Source organism: Exiguobacterium sp. s130 (genome assembly GCF_018619055.1).
Taxonomy (GTDB): domain Bacteria; phylum Bacillota; class Bacilli; order Exiguobacteriales; family Exiguobacteriaceae; genus Exiguobacterium_A.
The window spans coordinates 1-20,222 of the sequence record NZ_JACSNI010000008.1 but is presented as its reverse complement, the minus strand read 5'-3'; the positions used below and the strand labels follow the sequence as shown (position 1 = coordinate 20,222).

Below are 20,222 nucleotides of genomic sequence, written 5' to 3'. Positions count from 1 at the left end.
CGCTCTTGACTCGGGGAAGTCACCTTGCGCTTGATTGAGGATGTGGGGTCAATCACTACCTCTTGAACTCGAAGTAATCGTATCAAATCTTAGTTGTCCGTACAAGTGATTGATATGCAATTCACATAACGTTCACAGGGTAGCGGCGACAGCGGAGACGATTCGTTCACTTGCTAATTTTCCTGAAAGCGTCACCATTGGACTACCACCACCGGGATGCGTTGATCCGCCAGCAAAAAATAAATTGTGAACATTCTTTGAACGGTTACTCGGACGGAGGAAAGACGAACGGATGCCATTGGATGACAAGCCATACAACGAGCCGTGATAAGCAAAGAAGGTTTGTTCGATATCCTGTGGTGTGACCCGTTGTTCGTAGACGACATCTGATGAAATATCAATTCCAAACGACTGCAACCGTTGATTGATCAGTTGATCATACGTATCAAAATCAATCGCATGTCCAGTATCCGTTGCAGGTGCATTGACGAGCACGAATAAGTTGTCACCCGCTTGTCCCATTTCTGGTGCTGTGACGGAAGAATTGGAGATATAAATCGTCGGTTCCTCAGCGTACCGTTTTTCATCAAAGAGTGCCTTGAACTCAGCTTCGTAATCCGAAGAGAAGAAGACGTTATGATGAGCCAGCCCTTCGATTCGACGTGAGAGACCGATGCATCGGACGTAGGCCGAAATGGACGGTTCGACTTGAGCAGGCGTCGGATTTTTAAAATCAGGTCGTGCGGTTTCTGAGATCAGGCGTGGATATTGTGTCAACAAATCACCGTTCATGACGACGAAGTCAACCGGGAGATATTCCAAGTGATTCAATTCAATTTCCGTTGCTTGTCCATCGACGACTTCGATCTGGGTCACCTCATCTCCAAGCCGGAAGACGACACCGAGTTCTTTTGCACGTCGAGCGAATCCTTCTGCGATTGCTGTATTGCCGCCATTCGTGAAGTAGACGCCGTCATTCAATTCTAAATGAGCGATTAAACTGAAGGTAGCAGGTGTTTGATACGGACTGCTCCCGATATATGTCGCATAACGATCAAGTGCCTGAATTAACTCTTTATCCTTAAAGTAGTGTTTATGCAGTCCATGGAGACTTTGAAAGGGATGCACTTTTAGCATGTCACGCCAAAGGGAAGGGCGGACATATGAATCGATATTTGTGAAAAATTGTCGTTTGGCGATCGTATGCAACTTCGCGACTTCCTCTTGGTAACCGGTAATATCGTTCTTCGCCAACTGACCGTTCGTGAAACGATCTACTTCTGTTCGCATCGCTTCGCGCCCAGACGAAAAGGTTAACGTGCGTCCGTCTGAAAAGTGATTGATCGTATGGCGCTCGAGTTTCGTAAATGTAAAGTATTCATCAGGATCCGCACCGGATTCGAGAATGACAGACTGAAAGACTTCCGGCATTGTGATCGTATTCGGTCCGAAGTCGAAGCGATGTCCTTCTGTGACGATCGGCATCATCTTGCCGCCAATATGTGCATTACGCTCGACGACAGTGACACGAAACCCTTTTGCAGCTAATGAAATGGCGGCGCTGAGTCCACCAAGACCGGCTCCGATGACAGCTATATGTTTCATACTATTGATTCCTCCTTATGAATAGGTTCGACCCTTCCATGTGATTTCCCGTTTCCTAAAGCTTCGAATCATCGCACTGGCTAGCAAGATGACATAAAGGAGTACCGCCAGTGGATGAAGCCACCAAACATGTCGAATCCGCGCTGCACCATCGATCCGTAACCGCGCCATATAGAGAAGGAATAACGCGGCACCCATCTGCCAAGAAGGATGGATGATGAGATAAGGAAGGATGCTTGCTTGAATCAAGTAAAAGAGTAGAAAGTATGATCCGACGGTGTAGGAATCGTTCATCCCACGAAAGACATTCTTTAGAAAACCTTGCCAGACCTCTTCATTCGTGGCGTACATGTCGCAAGAAACAACTGGGGCGACTTCGACAAGTGTCGTTGTCCATCCATGTCGTTTAAATGTACGACAAAGCTCTAGGTCGTCCACAAGAGCCGTTCGAATACTGTCATGTCCACCGACTTGTTCGTAAGCCTGTCGTTCGACGAGGACGACCATACCGTTCGCAGCGGCAAAAGCCGGATGTTTCACCTTGCGAAACGGAATCGGAAGATGCTGTGCGATAAGAACATGTTGTATCGGAATCAAACACTTCCCGAGAAACGTCGGTACAGGAAATGACGGAAAACCGGAAAGAAACACGGCTCGTTCTGTTCGTAACGTTCCGTATAAGCGACAGATTGCATCAGGTGTCAGTGTCACATCAGCATCGAGAAATAATAGATAGTCCTCTGTCGTTCGTCTCGCGAGTTGATGACACGCATGGACCTTTCCTGCCCAGCCTACTGGTAAGGGAAGACCATCAATCACCGTAAAACGATTGTCTTGACCAATCCGATCGAGCAATAACTCACGCGTCCGATCGGTCGAACGATCTTCATATAAGTAGACGTGCATCCCTGATGTCAAAGCTGGTTCCAGTGCGTCTAATAATTTTCGTACATTGCGCTCCTCGTTACGTAACGGGATGCAGATTGCTAGACTATCTGGTTGAACGGCATCCGTTAATCGAGGTAAAAAAGCTAAATTGACCCATGTGTAGAGACAGACAGCTAGAGCGAAGAAAAAAAAGAACCAACTCATGACCGAAGTGCCCGTAACCAGCGTTCCGTTCGCGCAGGGAGTGGTTCCCTTCGTTTTGAGATACAGCGATACAAATCAACACGCTCTGCCATCGCATCTGCTCGTATGTCGTCATATAGTGCTGTTAGCTCTACTGTCAGACGTTTTACTTGGACACTGGATCGTTCGTCAGACAATGGATAAAAGCGACGCGTCCTTACATAGACATCCGGTTGCTGTTCATGTCCGTACGAATAGTAGAAGGCGACGAGAGACACGGTATCCGCATGACGCATTAATTGCGTTGCTCCACTTGCTAAATGCATCGGTCGTTCTTCTTGATGCCGTTCCTCACCTTGAGGAAACATCCAGACGCTGCTTCCGTTTTGGAGTTGTGCTTTTGCATATTGAAGGCTTGTCTTGATATCAGAGAACGATGTCCGGTCGACAGAGAAAGCTCCGAGACGGGAGAAGAATGGAAAACGGGCGAGTCCTGCCTGGTCAATCATGACATACGGATCATGACGGAAACAGGTTTGATCTAAATGAAAGAGAATCATGCCATCCCACCAAGAACTATGCGTAGCAAGCATGAGCCCTGGGACGGGTAGATCGTCTGCGCGGTATAAAACACGATGAAAATGACGCTGAATCAAAGCATGATCGACATACGTATGAAATACGGTCTCAGCTAATTTGCTTTTGTTTGCTTCTTTCAACGATAACCCCTCGTTTCACAATGAAGTAGATGATGAATGCACTTAAGCTGATCAAAGTGACGCCATAGAGACTAGAAACTCCTGCCGTTACGCCGAATAAGGTGTGCAACATTAAAAAGAGATATTGGTTGTTTTGCTCGAGTGAGGCATCCGTCGCCTTAACTTGATAGCAACTGATAAAAAAGGAAAAGACGAGCGCCGTTCCATACCACCCGAAGAAGTTCTGTGTCGGAATATCGTAATACCAGCCACCGTCTTGCCAAAGCCAATAAGACTTCACATTAGCAGCAACAGGATCGATCGCTAAATCGAGCCAAACGGCAAACAATGGAACGAGAATCAGTGTACTATAGCGAAACGAGAACAAACGGGAGAAAGCGAGACTCGCACCCATGACCGACAACCATGCAGCCCCGATCGTAATCGGCACACCTAATAATTGCACACCAAAGTCGGATTCATAACGATATGTTCCAAACGGCCAACCGGTATGAACGCCAATCGACTCGATGATGATCGAACCAAAGAAGATGAAGGGGATGACAAGGCGTCCCTTCGGTAAGACATGCCAAAAGTAGAGGGCAGCGTATAAGCCGGAAGCGAATAAAAAAACGGCGTTGGCCCATTCGAGCCAAGGGGGTAGTATAGAAAATCCGACTAAGATCAAGCCGATGGTAAACCAAATCGAAAAGAAAATCCAAAGACGTTTATGGAACTGTTCCATGCGTGACATTCCTCCATTTCCGTGATAGCTTCTGTCATAAGTATACCCATATATCTTGAAAACGAGCGAGGGAGAAGCGGTCCAATAAAAAAAGTGGTCTAGTTTCTCGTACGAGAAACTAGACCACTTGAGGTCATCAGCCATTTGAATGTTGCTTTTGCTTCTTCTTTTTGATAAATGAGAAAAGGAGAAACGCGATGTATAACGGAACAGCGACGAACCAAAAAGTCGACCATTCATTACTACGAGCAATCATGACATACGTCACGTACAGCAATGTAAAGGTGATGACAAATGTATGGCGCGGGACGGGAATGTCTTTGAAACTTGGAATCTTGACACGACTGACCATCAAGAAGGCAAGACCTGTGAAGACGAGTGGAACCATCAAATCATTCATTCGTCCGCTAAACAACGTGACGACGGCCAAAATACCACCTGCCGCTGTAATCGGTACACCTGAAAAATAAGCAGATGCCACATTCGTTGCCGATAAATTAAACCGGGCAAGACGGAATGCGCCGAACAACGGGAACAGAGCAGAGATTAGCAAACCAACTTCTCCGAATTCATAGAAATACGTATAGTAGGCCATCATTGCAGGTGCGACACCGAATGTCACGATATCTGCTAATGAGTCCAGTTCTTTTCCGAAGTCGCCTGCTACACCAAGCATCCGAGCAAGACGTCCGTCCAGACTATCAAGCATCATCGCGATGACGATTAGTAAGGTGGCATTTTGAAAATCACCTTTTGCTGCCATGACGATGGCTAAAAAACCACAATACAGATTTCCGAACGTAAATAGGTTGGGTATTGAATTACGAACACGATCTTTCCACAAAATGATTCCTCCTGCCACTTCATCGATACTACTCATCATATCATAGTTAGGAGATGGAATTCAGCCGTTTGTAAAGAGAATCCCTTGAGTGAAAGATAAAAAATCATGAGGATTCAATCGAACTTGATGTCCACGTTTTCCAGCGGATATGATGATGAATGGTTCATGGATAGCACGATCCGATAAAAGAACGGGAAAATTCTTCTTAGCACCGATAGCAGAGACACCACCTCGAATATAGCCAGTCAGGAATTCTAACTCCTTCATCGGAACAAGCGCGACTTTTTTCGAATGCAATGCTTTAGCCGCTGCCTTTAGAGAGAGTTCTTCTTCCCCCGAAATGACGACGAAGACATATTTATTTTCGACCATTTTCAAAACAAGGGTTTTAAAAATGGTCGAAAGGGGGTAATTAATCTTTCTAGCGACAGCTTCAGCAGATAAATCATCAAGATCAACAGGATAAGTGAGGGATTCAAAGTCAATCTTAGACTGCTTCAGAAGCCTCTCGACGTTCGTTTTGCTCATGTGTTTCTCCTTTGACGAGTGAGTATTGGACCCATTTCCGTCCGTGCCAACGTTTCATGGCGAAAATGCCACGGAACCATTCGTCAGCAGAGAAGGCAATCCAGATTCCAAGTAAACCAAGACCGAAACCAAGACCAAGTGTATAACTGAGGACGACCGCGATTCCCCACATCGATAGAATACCGATGGCGACAGGGAAACGAACATCTCCTGCCGATTTAAGAGTTCCCATCAGTACGATGTTCATTGCGCGACCTGGTTCAAGAATGACACTTGCCCAAAGTAGTGGGATACCGATTGCAATGATTTCAGGACTCGATGTGAACGCTGATAGAATCGATGAACCGAATGAAGCAAGTGCAACAGCTGAGATGAAGCTTGCGAAAACAGCGATCTTCAATGTTTTCACAGCCCGTCCGTATGCTTGTTCGAATTGTTGCGCACCAACTTGGCGTGCGACGAGTAATTGCGTTCCTTGCGCGATCGCAAGTGTGAATAAGAAACAAAGCATTGTGATATTCGATACATAAACACGAGCAGACAACGCTGCTTCACCAATTGTTGCGATGAATCCTGTGATGATGAGTTGTGAGAATTGATACGAGATCCCTTCACCAGCAGATGGGATTCCGATGTTCATGATTCGTTTCACATCCTCACGATTGAAATGAATCAAGTCTTTTACTGTAAAACGTAAAGAAAGTTTGCGGTAAACGACAAAGAACAAGACCAGGACAGCGATTGTCCGGGCGATGACGATCGACCAAGCGACACCAGCAACACCGAGAACGGGAATGCCGAAGAGTCCAAGAACAGCGATGACGTTACCAAAAGCACTAACGAAATTCATCAGTAGCGTGACGTACATAGCATTTTTAGTGAATCCATGACTCCGAAGAATCGCACCCAGTGTCAATGAGATGGCTTCTAAGAAAAGGAACAGACCAACGATCTTAATGAACGTTTCGCCATAGACGAGCGTCTCTCCTTCTAACGAGAAAAATCCAAGGAGTTGTCTTCCGAACAACACGACGGTCAGAGAAACGATTAGACCGGTATACAAGTTAATCGCAAAAGCAGAACGAGCCGTTTGACGAGCGTTTTGCGTCTTTCTTGCACCGAGGTACTGACCAATGATGATCGTTGCACCGACCGAGGTGATGTTAAAGAGAATAATGAAGATATTCAAAATTTGATTGGATACACCGACTGCCGCAGCAGCGCTATCTGAGTAATAACTTAAAATCAACGTTGCAATGATCCCGAGGCTCATATGCAATGCAATCTCGATGAATAATGGCCACGTAATGTGGAATAAGCTTGGTTGCTTGACTGTTTTCATAAATAAATCCCCTTTGTTTCATAAAACGAATAGTGTTTCTTTATCTTTTTGAAACTATACGCCTTCGATTTTCATAATGAAAGAGGGTTTTTTGTCTTTCATCGAAAAAAAAGAGATTTAAAAGGATTTTCATAAAATATCACGAATACATCATAATGAACAATCATTCATTTTTTAAAAGGTAGGGGAATCTGATGAAACGAGAAATGCATTATGTCGTCAAGGATCAAATCGCAACGCTAACGCTGGCTCGACCCAAACAACTGAATGCATTAACGTCGAATTTATTAGAAGAGCTGGCAGACGCTCTAGAAGAAGCGAATCAGGATGAGGAAGTACGTGTCATTGTCTTGACTGGTGAAGGACGCGGTTTTTGTGCAGGACAAGATTTGAAAAACGTCTCGCCTGAGCTCGATCATGGTGAATATCTACAGCAGTATTATCATCCTGTCGTTCGGGCACTCGCTAAAACGAAAAAACCGACGATTGCTGCCATCAATGGTGTTGCAGCAGGTGCCGGTTTATCATTGACGCTTGCTTGTGATTTCCGGCTCGTCCACTCTGAAGCGAAATTGTCGCTCGGATTCATTAATATCGGTCTTGTTCCGGATGCGGGTGCCCCGTATTTCTTACCTCGACTGATCGGAGCGGCAAAAGCAACGGAGCTTGCGTTACTCGGTGATACGATTTCAGCAGAAGAAGCCGTTACGCTCAACCTTGCGACGCGAAGCATTGAAGCGGAACGATTTGCTGAAGAGGTCACAGCTTTTGCTCGTCAGCTAGCGAATCGTCCGACGAAAGTGATCGGGTACATTAAGCAGCTGCAAGCAGCGAGTTATGAAAATAATTTGGAGGAAATGCTAGCTCAAGAAATCATCTATCAGTCACGTGCTGGAAAAACGGAAGACCACCGTCACGCGGTTGAGTCCTTCATCGAAAAAAAACGCCCTGTTTTTGTCGGACGATGAATCGAAGAACATATATAGAAGAAAGACGTCGGAAACGCACGAGGCACCGACGTCTTTTTAATTCAATTTCTTTTTGATTTTTCGTGCGGTCGCATGTGTACGGTTCGTCAATCCTGTAGAGATACGGAATAGTAAAATTCCAAGAAAAGCAGAAACAAAAATGTATATCCCGGTCAACGTCACGAATGCACCACTAGCGAGCGTGATGAAAAGTATCGAAAATTCACCACGTGGACCAAGACAAAAGCCAGATTCGATCGCATGATAATTCGATAAACCAAAGGACCTTCCGCCGAGGTAACCGACTAAGAATTTAGAGACGACTCCCCAAATGACAAGAGCGAAGAAAAATAGATCAATCGGTAATCCGTCAGTCAACTCGAATGACATTCCGAACGTGATAAAGAACAATGGTAATAATAAGTCTTGAAACGGCGTGACTAGTCGTTTAAGATAACGCGTCTCATCCAGTTCGGTTAACAGAATACCGATGATGAAGGCGCCAAGTACTTCTGACAAGCCGAATAAAATACCGATACCGGAAAATAACAAGATTAACCCGATGATTCCGATGCCGGCATCAGGATGACGGTAGAGTGAATCGACGAGACGTTTCCGTCTTCGGATGAACAACGTCATGATGATTAAAGCAATGAAGAAGAAGCCAAATCCGAGAAAGATGATACTAATTTTTGCTACCGAGAACGTCTCAGTCTCTAAAACGAACGGTGCCGTCGTCAGTAGGATCGGTGCCATCAAATCTTCGAAGACGAGTAGGGACAGCACGAAGCGATTCACATCCTGATGTTTATCCGGTTCCCGATCGAGCAGTCGAGCTGAAATCGAAGAACTCGTCGCATACAAGACACAGCCGATCAAAAACGATTCGGCGATAGAAAAACCGAACGATAAAGTCAACAGGATTGTTCCACCAAACGAAAGTAGAATATCGATGACTCCTGCTTTCCAAATGGAACGGAGCTGAATCAGCAAGTCCGCCACTGAAAATTTTAGACCGAGTAAAAAGAACAGGACGATGATGCCCGCTTCTCCTCCGAGTTTCAGTTCTTCGGGAGGATCGTAATAAAATCCAAGGACGATTCCAATCAAGATGAAGGCCAGAATACTCGGGACGTGGAATCGTTCACTCAAGTAACTGATCGTAAACAAGCCGATGAGGATGAGACCAGCGTAAAAGAAAATTTCCATGGAGGATGTCCTCCTTTCTGTACCCTATACCCTAATTCGATGGCATTCATTAACTTGTTTTTATCTTGGAGAACGGATACAGAAAAAGCCTGTACACAAAACTTCTTTTTTAGAAGGTGAGTATACAGGCTTTTAGGTGGTTATAAGACTTGAACGATCGTTCCAGAATACGCGGGGAGAGAAACATCAAGTGTCTGCTGGTGCGTGTTCGTCAATAAATCAAGCCCTCGACCAGCTTGTGGAGCGGTCAATGAAACAGGAACATCTGAATTGTTGAAGTAGATATAATACAATCCTTCCGGGCTCATGCGACGCATGATGATCGTATTCGTCTCATCATTCGCATGAACGAAAGAGATATGTCCTTTGTTCGCGAGTGTCTTATGCTGCTTTCGAAGCTGTAACAAGTGTCGCGTATAGGCGAATAACTTCCGATCCTGCTCCTCTGGATCCCATGGCATACATTTTCGGCAGCCTGGATCTTGATCGCCATCGAGACCGATTTCATCACCATAATAGATGACAGGACTACCCGAGAACGTCAACATCGATAACAAGAGAAGACGAAGCTTCTGTTTGTTATTGCCAGCACGCGTCAACGCACGTGGTGTATCGTGTGAACCGATTAAATTAAAGGTCACTTCATTGACATTCATCGTGTTTGAGAACAATACATGCGACATATCGTTCGCATACGAAGTTGCTTTAGTTTTATCTAAGGCAAAGAAGTTCAAAGCGGCATTCGTAAATGGATAGTTCATGACAGCGTCAAACTGGTCACCGAGCAACCATTCCTGTGAATCATGCCAAATTTCACCAAGGATATACGTGTCAGGGTTGACCGATTTGACGACTTGACGGAAATCACGCCAGAATGCGTGATCAACCTCGTTGGCGACGTCGAGTCGCCAACCATCGATACCGAATTCCTCGACCCAGTAGCGGGCGACATGGAGTAAGTATGACTTTACTTCATCGTTCTCGGTATTGAATTTCGGCATCTCAGGTACGAAAGCAAATGTATCGTAGTTCGGTAGCGGTTCGGTCACGAGTGGGAAATCGCGCAAGTGGAACCATTCCTTATATGTCGAATGACTACCATGTTCACGGATATCAGCAAAGGCTTTATGGTGGAAGCCAGCGTGATTAAAGACGGCATCTAGCATGATGCGAATACCATGTGCATGTAACAAATCAACCATTTCCTTGAACTTTTCTTTTGTGCCAAACTGTGGATCAATTTCTAAGTAATCGATCGTATCGTATTTATGGTTCGATTTTGCTAAGAAGATCGGACAGAAGTAAATACCAGTGATGCCGAGTTCAACAAGGTAGTCAATATGATCGATGACACCTTGGAAATCTCCACCGAAGAGATTCGTCGTTGTCGGTGCCGTACTATTCCATGGAAGTGTACCAACTGGATCATTCGTCGCATCGCCATTTGCAAAGCGATCTGGGAAGATTTGATACCAAACTGTATCCTGGACCCAATCCGGTGCAGTGAATACGTCGACTGCATTAAGGAAAGGAACACAGAAATAGTAGCCTGTATCATCGAGCGGTTTTTCATCGAACCATCCACGCTCTGTAAAGACTTGGCTTGTTGCACTGTCATGGAGACGGAAACCATATCGTAGACGACGGAAGGGTGGAACGACATCGATGAACCAATAATCATATAGTTCATCTGATCCACTTCGCTTCATCGGTGTTTCAAATGTATTCCAGTAGTTGGATTTTGAGGGATCGAAGTTCCAATCGGCAGCATCTGGGTTTTCGGTATGCCAATCATACGGATCGCCCCAAATCAAATCGACGTGATCAACGTCATTTTTTTTCGTTTGTAAACGGATGTGGATTGTTCGCTCATCATATTTATAGACGAACGGAGACATCGCGCGGTGAAACACAGCTTCTTTAAACATGGCAGTCACTCCTTAACGCAATCGCTTGCATCATATTGATTATGTCTTCGACCTAAGAATAGTAAAGCGCTTTCTTAAAGTCAATTCCAATCCCGTGAAATCAAGGATTCCTGATAAAAGTCGAGAGTATGATGCAATCGTTTGCATCATGTTGTGCAAACGATAAAAATGAAAACGTTTTCTTTTTTATGTACTTATTCTCTACAGCATTTGATTCAAATAATGAAATCAAAAATAAAAAGTTTTGAAATGTAAGAAAATAATTGAATAAAAGGACTTGTCAAAAGGATTTTAGATTGTATAATAAAAATGTAAAGGTGATGCAAACGTTTTCATAAAACGCTTACAATTGCTCGGTTGTTATCATGAGAAAATGGTTGTGCCTTTATGCAAACGTTGTGCATTAAAACTTATCATTCATAAGTTAACTTGGGGAGGAAATTTTAATCATGGAAATGAAAAAATTCGTAGCAGGTCTCTCTGTATCTGTCATGGCAATCGGTGCACTTGCAGCATGTGGCGGTGGATCAGATTCTGAATCATCATCTTCAGATTCAGGCAGTAAAAAACCAAGCAAGATCGTCATCTGGGAAGACACTGAAAAAGCTGAAACGACTAAAGCGGCAGCTAAAGCGTTCGAAGAAAAAGAAGGCGTCAAAGTTGAAGTCAAAGAAGTTAAGATGACAGATCAGCAGAAGAAAGTAGCACTTGACGGACCAGCAGGTAAAGGACCGGACATCATGCTTCTTCCACACGACCAAATCGGTACAGTCGTTGACCAAGGCTTGATCGCAGAACTCAAAGATGGCGAAAAAGCACTTGAGCCATTCATCGATACAGCGAAATCAGCAGTAACGTTTGACGGTAAAGTCTACGGATATCCGAAAGCAGTTGAAACACCAATCCTCCTTTTCAATAAAGATGAATTAAAAGAAGCACCAGCTTCAATGGATGATCTGTACAAGATCTCAACAGAGCAAAAGAAAGACGGTAAATACGGATTCCTCGCGCTTTGGGATAACTTCTACTTCGCGCACGGTCCAATCGGTGGCTACGGCGGATATGTCTTCAAAGACAACGGTGGCAAATTGGATCCAGCAGATATTGGCTTGAACAACAAAGGTGCTGTCGAAGGTATGGATTACATCGGCAAGTGGTACAAAGAAGGTCTCTTCCCGAAAGGTCTTATCGGTGGTGGCGGTGGTCAAGCACTTGACCAACTCTTCGGCGATAAAAAAGCTGTTGCTGTCATGAACGGTCCATGGGCAGTTGCGAGCTATAAAGAAAAAGGCATCAACCTCGGAGCTTCAGCACTTCCGAAACTTCCAAACGGTGAGCCGATTAAAACATTCGTTGGTGTAAAAACATACGCGATTTCAGCATACTCGGAAAATGCAGAATGGGCTGAGAAGTTCTTGGCATCACTCACTGGTGAAGAGAACGCGAAAGCAATGTTCGAAAAATACAATGAGATCCCACCAGTCACTGCGCTTCAAGAAGATGCAGCAATCAAGGATAATGAAGTCGCAGCAGCAGTCTTCGCACAATCACAAAACGGTGTGCCAATGCCGAACATCGCTGAGATGGGTCAAGTTTGGGAACCAATGGCAGCAGCACTCCAGCTTGTTGCAACAAACAAGCAAGATGCACAAAAATCAGCTGATGATGCTGTCAAACAAATCAAGCAACAAATCGAAGCTAACAATCAATAAGCGTAAATGGAACGCGTGAATCCATGAAAAAGAGATAAAGAGAGGGGGATCTTGAATTCCCCCTCATCTTTATGGTTGGAAGAGAAGCCTGAGGTCAGACATGACCTTTGGAAAGGAGAACGGACGATGGCTGCGATTGCAACACCACACCCGACGAATCCAACGCCTGAAAAAAAGACGAACCACCGCACGATTGCGGCGCTGATGTCGATCATTCCAGGAGTAGGACAACTATACAATAAACAATTCCTTAAAGGCGCGACATTTTTTGTCGTCGTACTATCATATTTTCTCGTCAACTTTGAACTGTTCTTCAAAGGAGCCGGAAATGGTCCTGGCGATCGCGGAGCGATTTGGGGCTTGATTACACTCGGTGAGGTACCAGGCGTAAGAGGGGATCACTCGATCTTTCTAATGGTCGAGGGCATCATTGCCTTGATTTTACTTGTCTTTGGTATCACCATTTACGTCTGGAACTTTATCGATGCGTATCGAATCGGTAAGTTGCGCGACATGAACCTCGAAGTACCTTCCTTGAAGATGCAACTTCGGAATTTCCGTGATAATGGATTCCCGTATGCGATGTTGATTCCTTCATTAGTACTTTTAGTGTTCACGGTCGTCTTACCGTTGATTTTTACTTTCTTGATTGCTTTTACAAACTATAAGTTCAACAACTCGCCGCCAGCAAAGCTGGTTGACTGGATCGGGATTCAAAACTTCTTGAATATCTTCACGGTTGATATTTTCCGCGACACATTCGTCAGCGTTCTTGGTTGGACGCTTGTCTGGACCGTCGCTTCGACGACAGGTGTCATCGCGATCGGTATCGGACTGGCAGTCTTACTGAACCAAAAGGGACTCAAAGGAAAACGGTTCTTCCGTTCCATCTTGATCCTGTCATGGGCAGTACCAGCGTTCATCACGATTTTGATCTTCCGCTCGATGTTCAATGAGACATTCGGTGTCTTCAATACGACATTGTTACCAGCGATTGGTCTCGATAACGGTCTCGACTGGATGACGGATCCAACGTATACGAAGCTTGCATTGATCGGGATTCAGTGGTGGTTAGGTTTTCCGTACATCATGACGCTGACGACAGGGATCTTGCAGTCGATACCAGAGGATCTCTATGAGGCAGCAACAATTGATGGAGCGACAGCAGGAGAGAAATTCCGCTTAATCACGTTACCGATGATTCTTTTCGCAACAGCACCGATCTTGATCACGCAGTATACGTTCAACTTCAATAACTTCAATATCATCTATCTCTTCAACAACGGTGGACCGGCAGTACCGGGTCAATCGGCTGGTGGAACGGATATCTTGATTTCGTGGATTTACAAATTGTCGCTTGGCGCGAACCCGCAGTATGGATTCGCAGCAGCGATCACGCTTGTGTTGTCGTTCTTCATCATGACGATTGCCGTTATTCAGTTCAAGCGTTCAAAATCATTCAAAGATGAGGATATGATCTAATATGAGAAAACAAAACCGAATCAACATGGCGTTGTCATATCTCATTTTGACGGTCGCCTCCATCATTATCGTCTATCCACTCCTTTGGGTCGTTGGTACTTCACTTAACCCAGGGAAAAGTATTACATCGGATATCTTCCCAAGTAATCCGACTTTGATTCACTACTTTGATTTGTTTGATCCGTCAAAAACGGATTATGGCATGTGGTATTTAAACACAATCAAGATTGCCGTCATCACGATGGTCGTCTCCGTCGCGCTAATCACTTTAACAGGATACATTTTTTCACGCTATCGCTTCGTCGGTCGGAAAAATTCACTCATCTTGTTCCTCGTGTTGCAGATGGTACCGCAATTCGTTGCAATCATTGCGATTTATGTCTTGCTTAATATGTTAGAATTGTTTGATACGCATCTGGCGCTCATCCTACTCTACTCGGGTGGCGCGATTCCAATGAATACGTATCTTGCAAAAGGATATTTCGATACGATTCCAAAAGAACTCGATGAGGCGGCACGGATGGATGGTGCCGGTCACTTACGAATCTTCTGGCAAATCATCTTACCGCTAGCAAAACCGATGGTCGCCGTCATCGCATTGTTCAACTTCATGGCACCATTCAACGACTTCATTTTAGCATCGCTCGTCCTGCGTTCTCCTGAGAAACAGACACTTGCGGTCGGGTTGTACAACATGGTGTCGGAGCAGTTCGACAATAACTTCACGTTATTTGCGGCAGGTGCCGTATTATCAGCAGTTCCAATCGTTCTTCTCTTCTTCGCATTCCAGCGCTTCTTCGTGTCTGGATTGACAGCAGGTGGAACGAAAGGATAATCATAAGGGGGAAATCAGCGGCATGAGACGAGGCATAATGCTTCTCCTCTTGCCGCTTCTCTTGTCTATCGGGCTTCAACCGATGACGGGTGAAGCAGCAGGTTGGGAAAAAGAACGAATGTATTTCATCATGGTGGACCGGTTCGAGAATGGCGATCCGAGTAATGATCGAGAGGCGGATCCCGAAAATCCAAAAGCGTTCCAAGGTGGCGATTTAGCAGGTGTGACGAAACGTCTCGATTACATCAAGGAAAAGGGATTCACTTCGATTTGGTTGACGCCGATCTTTAAGAACCGTCCGAATGGTTATCATGGATACTGGACGGATGATTATTACGAGATTGATCCGCACTTCGGAACAAAGGAAGAGTTTAAACGTCTCGTCAAAGAAGCGCATAAACGGGATATCAAGGTCGTCCTTGATCTTGTCGTCAATCATTTAGGACCAAATCATCCAATGGTGAAAGAAAAACCGGAGTGGTTTCATAAAAATCAACCGATCATGAACTGGAATAACCCGTCGGAAGTCGAGAATAACTGGCTGTTCGATTTACCGGACTTCAATACAGAAAATCCGAAAGTCGTGGATTATTTAGTTGATGTCGCGAACTACTGGGTCGATGAAACGGGTATAGACGGATACCGGCTCGATACGGTTCGCCATGTGCCAGCGTCATTTTGGAAAACGTTTATCCCAGCAGTAAAAGAAAAGCATCCAGACTTATTCTTGTTGGCTGAAGTGTTCGATGGAGATCCGCGAAAAATCGCGTCCTATTCGAAATTAGGTTTTGATTCTGTGACGAACTTCCCGTTTTATTATGGAGTCAAGGATCAGTTTGCTCGCAAAAATGGTTCCGCGGAAGAGCTCGATTCAGTTTATAATCGAGATACTACGTTTAATCCGAATGCCAAGGGACTTGCAACCTTCATTGATAATCATGATGTCAAGCGCTTCATCACGGAAGCAAAGATTGGTGGAGCAGATGAAGAGGAGCGGCAGCTTCGATTAGCGCTGTTCGCACTCTATGCTGCACCAGGGATGCCGATCGTCTACCAAGGAACAGAGGTGGCGATGCCAGGTGGTGAGGATCCTGGAAACCGGATGATGATGACATTTGATCAAAATAAGAAGATGCAACAGTACGTAAAAACGTTGAACGAGATGCGTCAGGACTACCCAGCGTTTGCAACAGGGAAGCAACGCTTGATCGCAAAAACCGATCATATGGCAGTCTACTCACGGGAGACGAAACAACAAAAAGTCATTTACGCGATTAATCTTGGAGAAAAAAAGACGAGCTTACGCGTGTCTGCGAAAGAAGTCGGTGATGATCAGCGTCTAAGAGGACTTTTATTCTCAGACTTGGTGCGTCAAGATGGTGACGCCTATGAGATCACGCTTGATGCAAATAGTGCGAACAGCTATGTCATCGAAAAGTCACAAGTCAACTGGTGGTCGATCATCGCAATTGGTGCGATTGCTCCGATTTTAGCGCTCATACTTCTTCTCGTTCACCGTAAACGCATGCAACGTCAAACAAAATAAAATACTTAACTAGGGGAAATGTGAGGTGAAGGGGATGCAGGTAACAATCAAGGATGTAGCACGGGAAGCGAATGTCGCACCCTCGACGGTATCACGCGTCATTGCGAATAGTTCACGCATCAGTCAAAAGACGAAGGAACGGGTGCGGCAGGCGATGGATGAGCTCGGGTATTATCCGAACGTTCATGCGCGCAGTCTCGCGAATCGAACGACACAAGCGATCGGTCTCGTCATGCCAAGTGCTGCAACAAAAACGCTACAAAACCCGTTCTTTTCGGAGGTCATTCGAGGAATCAGTACAAAAGCGCATCAAAATGGATATTCGTTATATATGACGACAGGTGTCTCGGAAGAAGAAGTATATGAAGGTGTCGTGTCGATGGTTCAGGGCCGTCGTGTCGATGGTGTCGTCGTACTGTATTCCCGTACGGATGACAAAGTCGTTCAATTTCTGCAAGATTCGAAGTTTCCGTTCGTCGTCGTCGGAAAACCATTCAGTGATTCATCACATGTCACGTATGTCGATACGGATAATTATCTAGCCGGTCGCGAAGTGACGAAGTACTTGCATCAACTTGGGCATGAGTGTATCGCATTCGTCGGAGGCGCACAGGACTTAGCTGTGACGCAAGAACGTGTCGGGGGTTACAAGACGGCTCTCATGGAAGAGGGCATCCCGATTCAAGAATCCTACATCGTCAGTGCACCATTCATGACGACAGGAGGCGCTGAGGCAGTCAAACGACTGATGTCGCTTGAACATCCGCCGACGGCTGTCGTCGTCAGTGACGACATGATGGCACTTGGTGTCATGAGTACCCTGAATGAGATGGGGATCGGTGTGCCGGATCAAATGGCCGTCGTCAGTTTCAATAACTTGTTCATCGCAGAATTCTCAAGCCCGCCGTTGACTTCTGTTGAAATCAATATCTTTGGACTTGGTTTTGAAGCGACGAATTGTTTGATTGAACAAATCAATGAAGATGCGACCCCTTATGGGAAGCGCGTCATCGTTCCACATTATCTCGTCATCCGTCAGTCTTGTGGCGGAAAATCTGAAGCGTGAAACAGAAGTCTATTTTTAAACCGATTGGTTTGAAAATAGACTTTTTTTGATTCAAATGGATGTCGATTTCTAGTAAAAGGAAGCGGTTGCAGAAAAAGAAATTTATTTTCGTGCAAACGATTGCATTGATGCTTTTTATGTGTACAATAAAGAATGTAGGGTATAGATGAAACGCTTACATGATCAGATTGACTGACATGCGTAGCATAAAAAAGGAGCGACTTGACGATGAAACGACTTTTTGAGGTCAATGAGTGGAAAATTACAGAGCTTGGTTTTCATCCAGAAGATAATCGATTGGCAGAATCGATGACATCGATCGGAAACGGTCATATGGGAATGCGCGGAACGTTTGAAGAAGAGTACACAGGGGACACGCATCAAGGCATGTATGTCGCAGGTGTTTATTATCCGGATAAGACACGTGTCGGCTGGTGGAAAAACGGTTATCCGGAGTACTTCGCGAAAGTACTCAATGCTGTCAACATCATGGGTTTGAAAGTATCTGTCAACGGAAAAACTGTTGATTTGAATACGTGGGAAGTCATCGACTTCAAACGTGAACTTGATATGCAACATGGTGTGTTGACGCGGGCGATGTTGTTGAAGCATGGAGAAGAAGAGATAAAAGTCGAATCCAAGCGTTTCTTCTCGATCGTCGATAAAGAAATTGCTGCCTTGCAATATACGGTAACACCTGTCAATTTCGAAGCAGAGGTCATCATTGAATCATATCTCGATGCGGATGTTGAGAATGAAGACTCAAACTATGATGAGAAGTTCTGGCTTCCCGTTGAACACGGAATTGAAGAACGGTTTGGTTATGTCACATCAAAAACGAAAAAGCTCGATTGGCATGTGACGGCAGCTATGATCACGGACGTCGAAGGCGCACGGTGTGAGGTCGTCGATGGCAATACGCAGTACGTCGCGAATCGTTTCACGAAACAAGCCGCAGTAGGTGAGGGTGTCACTGTCGAGAAATTCGTTGCGCTCGTAACGAATCGCGATCATGAAATCGATGCGTTACTGGAGCAAGCGATGAAACGGGTTCACGTCGCATTCGAATCAGGCTTTGAACCATTGCTTGCGACACATGAAGCAGCTTGGTTGCACCACTGGGAAGAAGCGGATGTGAAGATTGAAGGTGATGTCGAGGCACAGCAAGGGATTCGTTTCAACATCTTCCATATGTTCCAGACCTACACAGGTGAAGACTCACGCCTCAACATCGGACCAAAAGGCTTCACGGGCGAGAAGTATGGTGGTGCGACGTATTGGGATACAGAAGCGTACTGCTTGAACTTCTACCTTGCGACGTCGAAACCGGAAGTGGCTTGGAATTTACTCAAGTATCGCCACAATCAATTACCGCAAGCAAAAGAAAATGCGGATAAGAATGTTGGGATGAAGGGTGCGCTTTATCCGATGGTGACGATGAACGGAGAAGAGTGCCACAACGAGTGGGAAATCACACATGAAGAAATTCACCGGAACGGTGCAATTGCGCATGCGATTTATAATTACACGAACTACACGGGTGACACATCGTATCTCGGACAATACGGATTTGAAGTGTTAGTCGAGATTGCTCGTTATTGGGCAAGCCGTGTCAATTATGTGGCGCATAAGGATGTCTATATGATTCTTGGGGTGACGGGACCAAATGAATACGAGAACAACGTCAACAACAACTGGTATACGAATTTGATCGCAGCATGGTGTCTCGAATATACGCAGACCGTTCACCGTCATTTGGCACAAGAAGAACCAGAACGTTTGCAAGAACTCATGCATCAATTAGCGTTGACGGATGAGGAACTGGCGAAGTGGGCAGATATCGACGCGAAGATGTATTATCCAAAAGATGAAGCAGCTCCTGGTATCTTCATGCAACAGGATGGCTTCATGGATAAGGAACAAATCCTGGTCGCTGAACTCGATCCAAAACATCTTCCGCTGAACCAGAATTGGTCTTGGGACCGGATCCTTCGCTCTGTATTCATCAAACAGGCAGATGTCCTGCAAGGTCTCTACTTCTTGACGGATCGCTTCAGTCTAGAAGAGAAGAAAGCGAACTTCGATTTCTATGAACCACGTACGGTTCACGAATCATCATTATCTCCGTGTATCTACTCGATCATTGCAGCGGAAGTCGGCTATGAGGAAAAAGCGGTCGAACTGTACCAACGTTCGGCACGACTTGACCTTGATAACTACAACAATGATACAGAAGACGGATTACACATCACGTCGATGGTTGGATCTTGGATGTCGATCGTCCACGGGTTCGCCGGATTACGGGTAGCGAACGATACGTTGTCCTTTAAGCCGATGTTGCCAAAAGGCTGGACGAGCTATGCGTTCCGGATGCAGTGGCGCGGTCATCATATCCATGTCCATGTTCAGCCAAACGCCGTCGAAATCACTCAGACGGAAGGCGAAGCATTCAGCTTAAACGTTCATGGAACGACTGTAGAAGTTCCGGCAGGAGGAAAGATTACGGTGCCTGCTTCGATGACAGTATAAATACGATGAAAAAGAACCGATGCCAATGAACTGCCCCATAAAAGTTGGACATAAAAATCCAACTTTTATGGGGTGTTTTTTATGGTCAAATATACGAAGGCATTTAAGATCAAG

Annotated in this window: 16 protein-coding genes; 7 read left to right on the top strand and 9 right to left on the bottom strand. The window is 45.3% G+C overall.

Features of this window, described 5'->3' with window-relative positions; all coding sequences use genetic code 11:
* Nucleotides 1–132: 132 nt before the first annotated feature.
* The 7 genes from HZS85_RS14980 to HZS85_RS14950 form a co-directional block, all read right to left on the bottom strand.
* Nucleotides 133–1,605 carry a phytoene desaturase family protein gene (locus tag HZS85_RS14980; RefSeq protein ID WP_035409346.1) on the bottom strand — a complete coding sequence of 491 codons (1,473 nt, stop codon included), beginning with the start codon at nt 1,603–1,605 and terminating at the stop codon, nt 133–135.
* A 15-nt stretch (nt 1,606–1,620) separates the two neighbouring features.
* Entirely contained in the window at nt 1,621–2,697 is a 1,077-nt protein-coding gene (locus tag HZS85_RS14975; RefSeq protein WP_214856718.1) for a glycosyltransferase family 2 protein, read from the bottom strand.
* A complete protein-coding gene (locus HZS85_RS14970) occupies nt 2,694–3,395 on the bottom strand; it encodes a lysophospholipid acyltransferase family protein (protein WP_251138018.1) in 702 nt (233 codons plus the stop codon). Before HZS85_RS14970 ends, HZS85_RS14975 begins: the two co-directional genes overlap by 4 nt.
* Nucleotides 3,364–4,119: a carotenoid biosynthesis protein gene (locus tag HZS85_RS14965; protein ID WP_214856717.1), complete on the bottom strand. Its 756-nt coding sequence runs from the start codon at nt 4,117–4,119 to the stop codon at nt 3,364–3,366. The genes HZS85_RS14970 and HZS85_RS14965 overlap by 32 nt, the downstream gene beginning before the upstream one ends.
* A gap of 136 nt (nt 4,120–4,255) precedes the next feature.
* Nucleotides 4,256–5,002 (bottom strand): CDP-diacylglycerol--serine O-phosphatidyltransferase, encoded by a 747-nt coding sequence (gene pssA / locus HZS85_RS14960; protein WP_174316042.1) that lies wholly within the window; start codon nt 5,000–5,002, stop codon nt 4,256–4,258.
* Between the two features lie 21 nt (nt 5,003–5,023).
* Complete coding sequence (locus tag HZS85_RS14955) at nt 5,024–5,491, bottom strand: aminoacyl-tRNA deacylase (protein ID WP_035409337.1); 468 nt, start codon at nt 5,489–5,491, stop codon at nt 5,024–5,026.
* On the bottom strand, nt 5,451–6,833 hold the full coding sequence (locus HZS85_RS14950) for an MATE family efflux transporter (protein WP_035398439.1): 1,383 nt from the start codon (nt 6,831–6,833) through the stop codon (nt 5,451–5,453). The genes HZS85_RS14955 and HZS85_RS14950 overlap by 41 nt, the downstream gene beginning before the upstream one ends.
* 194 nt (nt 6,834–7,027) lie before the next feature.
* On the opposite strand from HZS85_RS14950, the gene HZS85_RS14945 reads away from it, so the two are divergent.
* On the top strand, nt 7,028–7,801 hold the full coding sequence (locus HZS85_RS14945) for an enoyl-CoA hydratase/isomerase family protein (RefSeq protein WP_214856716.1): 774 nt from the start codon (nt 7,028–7,030) through the stop codon (nt 7,799–7,801).
* Between the two features lie 57 nt (nt 7,802–7,858).
* On the opposite strand, the gene HZS85_RS14940 is transcribed toward HZS85_RS14945, so the two are convergent.
* Both HZS85_RS14940 and HZS85_RS14935 read right to left on the bottom strand, forming a co-directional pair.
* Nucleotides 7,859–9,010: a cation:proton antiporter gene (locus tag HZS85_RS14940; RefSeq protein ID WP_214856715.1), complete on the bottom strand. Its 1,152-nt coding sequence runs from the start codon at nt 9,008–9,010 to the stop codon at nt 7,859–7,861.
* Nucleotides 9,011–9,150: 140 nt separating this feature from the next.
* Nucleotides 9,151–10,938 carry a glycoside hydrolase family 13 protein gene (locus HZS85_RS14935; protein ID WP_214856713.1) on the bottom strand — a complete coding sequence of 596 codons (1,788 nt, stop codon included), beginning with the start codon at nt 10,936–10,938 and terminating at the stop codon, nt 9,151–9,153.
* Between the two features lie 455 nt (nt 10,939–11,393).
* Here HZS85_RS14935 and HZS85_RS14930 point away from each other — a divergent pair, with 455 nt between their 5' ends.
* The 6 genes from HZS85_RS14930 to HZS85_RS14905 all read left to right on the top strand — a co-directional run bounded on the left by HZS85_RS14930 (nt 11,394) and on the right by HZS85_RS14905 (nt 20,108).
* Complete coding sequence (locus HZS85_RS14930) at nt 11,394–12,650, top strand: extracellular solute-binding protein (protein WP_174316741.1); 1,257 nt, start codon at nt 11,394–11,396, stop codon at nt 12,648–12,650.
* Between the two features lie 126 nt (nt 12,651–12,776).
* Nucleotides 12,777–14,132, top strand: coding sequence for a carbohydrate ABC transporter permease (locus HZS85_RS14925; protein WP_214856712.1), 1,356 nt, complete (start codon nt 12,777–12,779; stop codon nt 14,130–14,132).
* 1 nt (nt 14,133) lies between these two features.
* The gene (locus HZS85_RS14920; RefSeq protein ID WP_023467409.1) at nt 14,134–14,967 is read left to right on the top strand and encodes a sugar ABC transporter permease; all 834 of its coding nucleotides are present in this window, start codon (nt 14,134–14,136) and stop codon (nt 14,965–14,967) included.
* A 22-nt stretch (nt 14,968–14,989) separates the two neighbouring features.
* Complete coding sequence (locus tag HZS85_RS14915) at nt 14,990–16,513, top strand: alpha-amylase family glycosyl hydrolase (protein ID WP_214856711.1); 1,524 nt, start codon at nt 14,990–14,992, stop codon at nt 16,511–16,513.
* Between the two features lie 34 nt (nt 16,514–16,547).
* Nucleotides 16,548–17,579 (top strand): LacI family DNA-binding transcriptional regulator, encoded by a 1,032-nt coding sequence (locus HZS85_RS14910; RefSeq protein WP_214856710.1) that lies wholly within the window; start codon nt 16,548–16,550, stop codon nt 17,577–17,579.
* A 228-nt stretch (nt 17,580–17,807) separates the two neighbouring features.
* On the top strand, nt 17,808–20,108 hold the full coding sequence (locus HZS85_RS14905) for a glycoside hydrolase family 65 protein (protein ID WP_214856709.1): 2,301 nt from the start codon (nt 17,808–17,810) through the stop codon (nt 20,106–20,108).
* The last annotated feature ends 114 nt before the right edge of the window (nt 20,109–20,222 follow it).